Raw genomic sequence first — 8,589 nt, 5'->3', positions numbered from 1 at the left:
GCTTTCGGGTACACGCGAGGTCACGCCCCGCAGTCGAATGCAAACCTGTCCCTCTGAATCGCACAGCTCCAGATCCAGTTTACGGACGCTAGCCTCCGCAGCGGAAGATGCCGCAGACTCGGGGCGAACACGCACCACCGCCCACATGTGCGCCTGGCAAGGGGATATCACTTCCGCCTCCTCCAGTGCAAAAGGCAACGGAGCGGAGGCGGGCGGGTTCCCATGTCGTTCTGTTGTGCTCGCAAGAGCCGTGCTCTCCAAGCTTACTGTCCCCTCCTGAGTAGTGGATCTCAGCACTTCCGCGATCTGATCTCCGGCCAGCAGGGCGATGGATGCTTGCAAGGCCCCATCCACCATACCGGGATGCAGCACAGTATCCGCTTGCCCTTCGAAGAACGCTTGTGGCAGACGCAACTGCGCCAAGGTCTCGTTTGCCCCCCATTGCAATTCGGCAATGGTCTGATGGGACGGACCGTACTCCAGACCCAGTTTTCGGAATGCTTCATAACAAACTGCTCCACTGGCCTGTCCCTCTGTACACCGGCTGCGTACAGCGTGCAAATCCAAGGTTTGCACGGTTTCTACGAGAGGTCTTCCTACACTTACACGCCCTTGACTATACACCGCTTCGCTGGACTCAATTGATGACGCTGCCGATATTTTATAGGACAAGCTCTCATCTGCCTCAGCCTCAAGCGCCAGATGAACCTCCAGAGGCTCCTCTCCAACAACGAGCGGCCTGCTCCACATTACATGCCGCAGCAGCAGACTGTGTGTGAGCGGAGGCCAATTCGCTGCATGCGCCGCTGCTGCCCGGGCCATCTCCAGCTGAACAACAGCTGGAAGCAGCTTGTGCCCCTGTACAACATGATCGCTTAGGAAAGGCTCATTGCCATTGAACTGACTGCTGTACCACTGGCCCCGCAGCAGATCCGAACGGTTGTGGTGCAGCATGGAGTGCAGTAATATGCTCTCATTTGATGGTTTAACTATTGTTGGTTTCTCTATTAATGGTGAGCAATTCATTTCTTCGTGCTCCACCCAATACCGCTCTCTGGCAAATGGATAGGTGGGTAAGGATATGGTCCAATAGTGACCCTGCTCAAACAACAGATCATAATCAAGTTCATATCCCTGGATATACAGATCCGCTGCAGTACCCAGATGTTCTAAATATTCGCTTGCATGTGTCGTCTTCTGACAACTCCGCAAACATTCATTCCCATATCGCTGTAATGAGGAGTGCTCATGTGAAGTGTCCGGTGTTCCTTGTGAAACCCGAACCTGTGGTGCACTTCCCTTATCCAACCAGCGTTGAAGTATAGTCATCGCTTCATTCAGACTTCGGGTCACACAGGCGAGGCGGAAATCCATATGTTTGCGTCCCAATAACAGCGTGTAGCTCAAGTTACCGCAATCCTGTTCCGGCAATTGTCTTCCGTAGGCGGTGAGTTGTTCAACCTGCTGACGCAATTGTTCGGCGGTACGGGCTGAAAGTGCAATCAAATATCCTGGCATCGGCTCTGACGCTCTGGATTGCAGAGGTCCCTCCTCAATGACCATATGTGCATTCGTACCACTGAAACCAAATGAACTGATTGCAGCACATCTTTTGCCACTTGACCCGGCTTTCCATTCCATCGTGTCTGTAGGGATATAGAACGGGCTGTCATTTAAGACAATCTGGCTGTTGGCTTGATGAAAATGAATGGAGGGGGCTATTTTTTGATGACGCATCCCCAGCATAATTTTAAACAAACCCGCTACTCCAGCTGCCGTGGCCGTATGACCGATATTGCTTTTTACCGAGCCGATCGCGCAGAACTGCTTTTCGTCCGTATGTTTTCTAAACGCCTGCGCCAATGCATTGAACTCAATCGGGTCTCCCAGCCTGGTCCCTGTCCCATGAGCCTCGACCAGCTGGATGTGTTCAGGATTAATATTAAAAGTCTCATATACGTTCTGCTCAAGCCGTTCCTGGGATTTCGCACTGGGAGCCGTAATTCCATTGGTGGACCCATCCTGGTTTATTCCGCTCCCTCGAATGACTCCGTAAATCTGGTCACCGTCATCCAGCGCCTCGCTAAGCCTTTTCAGGATAACAACCCCTGCGCCTTCTCCTGGAACAAAACCATCTGCTGCTTCATCAAAGGTATGACACCGTCCTGTTGGAGACAGCATTCCCGCTCGATTGGAGGCAATGTAGAATCCAGGGGTGGACTGGATGAATACGCCTCCGGCAAGAGCCATATTCGTCTCGCCTGACCATAATCCTTGACATGCCAGATGAATGGCCACCAATGAACTGGAACAGGCTGTATCCACTGTAATGGCCGGACCGTGCAGATTCAGGTAATAGGCTATGCGAGCAGGCACAATAGAATTGGCGTTCCCCCAGAAAGCCTGCGGAGGGCCCTCATGTCCAAATATGCTTTGATAATCCATGCCGCTGCAGCCTACATAGACACCACATTGAAGGCCCTCGGCCTTTTTGCCAGCATAACCGCCATCTTCAAGCGCCTTCCAGGACTCCTCCAAAAAAATGCGCTGCTGCGGGTCCATATAGGTGGCTTCCACGCCGGATATATTAAAAAACAGAGGATCGAAACGATCAAAATCCTCTATAAAGCTGCCATGTCGACAATAAGACTGCTGATCCGCGTAATAAGCGTCCAGATCCCAACGTTTTACCTCTCCAATCAGATCATTCCCGGCTTGCAAATGTTGCCATAAATCCTCAGGATTGCGACTTTGTGCAAATCGGCCACTGATTCCAATAATCGCTATTTCCTCCCTGACTGACGGTGTTTCTTGATTCATTATGGCCTCTTCTACCACAACGTTTTGCTCCCAAGGCTTAGCAGAATATGGCTTAAAACGTTGTTCTTCAGGGATATGTACCACAATTTTGCCGATATTACTGCGGTTTCCCATAGCCTTATATGCTTCTTTCACTTGTTGAAAAGGATAAGTGGCATATATCGTCGGACGAACGATGTTCTGGTCAATTAGGATCGCCATTTCCTTCATATAGGTTCGAATTATAGATGGATCACGGAAGGCCATGCGTCGCAAATCTACCGAATAAAATGCCTGATTGTTTGATAACAAGGATAAATCAATATTTTTGGCTGATTTGAGGGCAGTCATAGCAATTTCAATATATCTGCCACCGGGAGCAAGACAAGCCATCCCCTTTTGAATCGCATCACCCGATAAAGTATTGATAACAATATCTACACCTTGCCCGTTCGTAAGACGGTGGATCTCCTCGGCAAAATCTTGCTCCACATACTGAATGGTATGATGCACACCCTGTTGTTGCAGATAGTTCAGTTTTACATCTGAACCCGCTGTGGCATAGATTTCCAGACCATAATGCTGCGCCAGCTGTACGGCAATAAGACCTGTCCCTCCGGCCGCCGTCTGAATCAATATTTTTTCACCTGGCTGTGGTTTGGCTTTGTGGAACACATCAAGCATGGTCATAGTGACGGCCGGCAGTGAGCAGGCTTCTTCAAATGTTAACTTTTTCGGTTTGGGAACTACATGAGCTGCCGGACAGATCACCATATTGGCATGACCACCCATCTGCTCACCCATCATGGCCACCACTTCTTCACCACTTCGAAGGTCTGTAACCTCGGAACCTGTTTGAACAACGACTCCGCTGACTTCGAAACCAGGGGTAACCGGATATGCGGGCATGGTTGGATACAGTCCTCTTACACATAACAGGTCTCCAAAATTAAGTGAAAAAGCATATACAGCAATTTGCACTTCGTTTGACTGGAGTGAACGCGATTGATCCTGAATCAGTTTAAGTTCATCGGGTTCTCCAGGTTTCTCCAGCAGCAATCGATAATATGAACCTTCCGAAATGGATCCCAGCTTTTCGTTATTAACCATTGTGCTTGTCCAAGTCGCATTAGGATTACTTCTCTCATCCCGAACTGGCAACCGATCCTCATTCCTATGCACAGCAGGCTTATCAGCCTTACGATTATCGTTGCTCATGTCCAAAATGATAGCTTGTTCGTCTTTCCTCTGTGGAGATGTAGCCGGGTCAGGCAGCATGTACGCCACAATCTCTTGTCGATATTGCTCCAGCATGTGCTTGCTTAAGGCATGGACCGTGTTATGATCGAACAGCACTGTAGTCTGCATCACTATTCCACATTGCTCGTTAATAAGATTGACCAGATTGACGGCAACAATCGAATCGACGCCATATTCAGAGAAACTTTGATGATTATCGATCCGGTTCTGACTCATCTTAAGTGAAGTTTCTATGCTGTCCCGGATGACCGTAATAATATGATCCCGGATCAGGTGGTCAGGAATATCTGCTGTAGGTTGAATGTTTCCAGTCTCCATAACCGGGGATGAATTGGGTCTCCATTCCACGTCAGGAATCGCTCTGGTTTGTGTCAGTACAGGATGAGATACAGGACTCTGTTTTATTTCATGTATAATGATGCCGTCACTTTGAGATACAACGATTTGTTGTCCCCACTCTTCAGCATTTAATGCCGGAAAACGAACATTTCTGAACCCCTCTTTGGCGAGCACCTTTTTCCATGTATTAGGTGTAAGTCCTGGGCAGCCCGGAATACGCAGTGCCTCATCTTCGTATAACCACCAGCCCTCCAACAAACCAAACGTAATATGGGCAAAAAGTGTATTATCGGTTATCTCGTTCAGGAGCAAATACCCCTGTTTTTTGATCGCTGCCTTGATATGTCCGAGGGTTTGACGGATATTGGGTGTAGCATGCAGCACATTGGCCGCGATTGCTATATCATAGACAGCTTCATTAATGGATTGACCCTGCAGTTGTTTGGTCACATCTATTTTTCTATAAGTTAAATATGGGTGTTCATTTCCATAGCGCTGCTCTGCCTGCAATAGAAAAGAGGAAGAGATATCCGTATAACAATATTCCTCAATGTACTGCTCATACGGTCTGAGCTTATCAAGCACAGGGGTACTGGTTCCGCCAGTACCCGCGCCAAATTCAATGATTCTCAACCGAATGGTTGCATTCTTTTTTATTTTTTCTTCAATAATTGTTATAAGTTGCGATCCCATAACCTCATTGAAATAGTCGGCGATGGGATTGTTTTGGTATATGCCTTCGACAAGTGTCATGCTTGAATTGGGGAAAAGAACATCCGTTGCCTGCTTGTATCCCCGAAGAATATCAGGCAGGTGTTTTAATGCCGTTTCTGCCAAAAGGACCTGGGATCGAAGGTGGCCCTTTTGCAGCCATTGCTGTTTAACTTCATCCCATTTCTGCCACACATTCTCGAAGGTAGTAGCGGTTTGCCCGCCCTCAGCGCCATTCCCCTCTTCTTTGGCTAACACAGCAAGTGTCTCTTCCATCCAGCGATGAAACAAAACGGGTATCCCGTTTTTCTCTAACCATTCCCTGGTGTTGGAATAGCTTTTTTCAAATAACCCCATTGCCTTTAATTCCGCTGACAATAATGCGACAAGCAACCCGTGTAACTGATCTGTCTCACTGCGAAGTCCCTCGGGAATATGTTTTGTAATCGGAATATACACCTGATCATCCATTGTTTTAACCTCCCTGTGGTGGCAGATGCCCATTCATTGGAAACATTTATGTTCTGCTGCTCTCCCGTACCGTGCAAAACGGTTCATGCACCCTGTCAACACATCGTTCTGTTAACCATTCAGGGATGCAACTTTGTTCAAGTTCAGCTCTTGCATAAAAAGAGGTCTGGTCGTTCTGACAAGCCCCAGTTGATCCAGTGATCCTGTCAAAAGGATTTCCAGTGCTTTCATCGCTTCAGCTACTTCAATAGAACCGATACCGGCATTGCTCATAAGGGTGTTGTATTCTTCCGAGGCTACACTTCCCACACTTCCCCAATAACCCCAATTGATGACTTTGACATCATAGGAACGCTCCATTGCAAGCTGATGAGCAAACGCATCCTTGAAGGTGCAGCCAGCCGCATAATTGCTTTGCCCAGGAGACCTGGTAAACGAATTAAAAGATGAGAAAAACAGCATGAAATCGAGGTCATCCTGTCCAAATACCTGAGCCATGCGTGCACTTACAGCGACTTTTGCAGATAAGACAGCTTGAAAACGATCCTCCTCCATATTGGCGATACTCTGATCCTGCAATACAATCGCAGAATGAATTACACCATGAATAAGGGGATGTCTTCGCTTGATCTGTTCATAGGCCTTCTGGAGGGAATCTGCATTTGTCGCATCTGCCACAATGTACTCGGGAGCACTGCCCAGGGACTCCAAACGTTCTATACAACGTTGAATGCTTGAATCAGGTTCCCTGCGCCCGATCCAGATAATACGTGCATTGTACTGCCGGATCATGTATTCGCTCCACACCTGTCCAATGCCACCTGCCCCACCAATGACCACATATACTCCCTCTTGGCGATAAGCATCCTTAATTGCATGTTCATTGTGCACATTTACCGGGATCAACTCCTGGCGTAACCACTCGTTATCCCTATACAGATAGGCGTTTCCTTGCCCATTCCAAGGTAGTTCTTGCATTTGGGTCTCCGCCCATTCAACCTCATGCTCCAGATCGAGCAGTTTTATGCTCCACCGGGAGTATTCTTTGGCCAAAGAGCCCGCAAAACCATGAATACTTGCATGGGTAGGATTAATTTCATCCATTGGAGAGGATGGGATCGCATTTGTCGTAATGAGGGTCAATCTCAAGCTTCGATTACCGTATCCAAGCTCTAGTAGACTCTTGATCATTCTGAACAGCTGAAGAACCCCCTGCTCCTGTCCCTCAACAATCGAATCATCTGCCATGCAAACATTACCGGGGGAAGGAGCGTGCCATATAATGTGATCCAGAATGGCAAACTCCGACAGGCTGTCCTTCCAACCAAGTACGCTGTTATGGGGCAACATATGCATTGCGCCCGGATATAGTTTCAGAGCTTGCTTATGACTTGTATCGTTGTCACTAATGATGAGCACCTTGTTACCAACGGATAGCGGAAGCGCTATCTCCTCCGGCGTAAATACACTCCATATGGGTGTCATCAGAACATGTCCAACAGGAGGTATCCCCCCGGTCGTCAACGGATTTTGAAATAAAGGAAGCTTATCCGCTGTGGGAGCTTTACATGCCAATTCTGTCATCCGAATGCATAACTTTCCGTCCGGACTATACATCTCAATCTGAAACTTGATCAGCCCCTGTGCCCCAGAAGAGTGATCCATCTGTTGGACACGCACCCACATCTCTTCTGTGCAAGGATACAGGAGTTCCAACTGATCTAGTGTAAACGGCAGTGGCACTGAATCAGGACTTCGGCCCCCCTCCACATGTTGCTTCAGCAAAAGACCCATGGAGGCCTGGAACGCCGCATCAAGCAAATATGGATTCATTACATATTGCTCTGTATGTCCGACTGCCGGAGACAACCGCAACTGTGCCCAAACCTGATGATCCTGGATGAACAGCTGTGTAAGTCCCTGAAAGGCGGACCCGTAGGATAGACCCAATCCGTCAAACAAGGAATAACACTCCTTACCTGCTAGGACACGTTCTGCCTTCTCAACCAGCCAAGGTTTGTTTCCGTTTGGTTGAACGGATGCCTGTATTCCCCCCAGCAGAACGGAACCCTTGCAATGTGTTCGTTTGAGTTGCTCAGATCCATGAGTGAAGCTATAGATCTCAAAACCTACGATTCCATCATTCTGCTGTTTAAGTTCGATGAGAACATCAACCGGCTGATCCACCTGTAGAGGTGTCATCCATGTGACTTTCTGAATACACCGTACCTGCAACGAATCATCGAAAAGTCCAACAGCTTGCTGAACCGCCGCTCTGGCCATTTCCAGATAGGCTGTACCCGGAAGCCATTTCTCTCCATGGACCTGATGATGGGCCAAAATCGTTTCCTCGCCCGTAAACGTACTGGCATATCGTTGCAAACCAAAGCTGGATGTATTGCAATGTACGAGCGGATGTAAAATAGGTACGCTTGTATGTTGTATTACTTTGCTCCTCTGTTCTCTTGAGACAAGGGGTTCAGGTACCCAGTAACGTTCAGCTGCAAACGGATACGCCGGCAGACTGACTGGGCGCGGGTGCTGCTGTCTGTTGTCCCCGTATAGCTCCATCCACTGAATCACTGCCCCTCGTGTCCACGCGTCCAGTACATGCTCATAACGACCCTGGGACAGCCAGCGTTTCACATTCTCTTTCATGTCTTCCTCATCGGTTAACCAACCCGGATGCTCCTGCCCTTGCTTCACATGCCCCTGATAGTACAAGCTTCCTTTGCCTGCTGGTTCCGTCTGACCCACCTGTTCCACATAGCTGTCCAGCTTGGCAAGCAGCTCCTCCATCGTTTGCGCCAGCACACCCAGCCGTGCCTCCATTGCTTCACGTCCGGTTTGCAGTGTATAGGCGATCTCCCTTACTTTCCAGCTGCTCTGCCCGGTACGGAGTGCATCTCGCAACTGACGGGCCTGCACGACCAGCCGTTCCTCGTTCTTCGCTGACAGCACGATCATCCCTGGCACTTCATTTTGCTCGTTTTGCTCATTCATCTTTTC

2 protein-coding genes are annotated in these 8,589 nt (G+C 48.7%); both read right to left on the bottom strand.

Annotated elements, in window-relative coordinates:
• Positions 1-5,580 (bottom strand): beta-ketoacyl synthase N-terminal-like domain-containing protein (locus ACE04G_RS06975; RefSeq protein WP_486094293.1); only part of this gene is annotated, 5,580 nt, incomplete at its 3' end.
• Positions 5,581-5,691: 111 nt separating this feature from the next.
• Positions 5,692-8,589 (bottom strand): SDR family oxidoreductase (locus ACE04G_RS06970; protein WP_486094292.1); only part of this gene is annotated, 2,898 nt, incomplete at its 5' end.

The organism is Paenibacillus sp. AGC31 (assembly GCF_057334655.1).
Note: the sequence above shows the minus strand (reverse complement) of the source record. Positions and strands in the feature narration are given on the sequence as shown.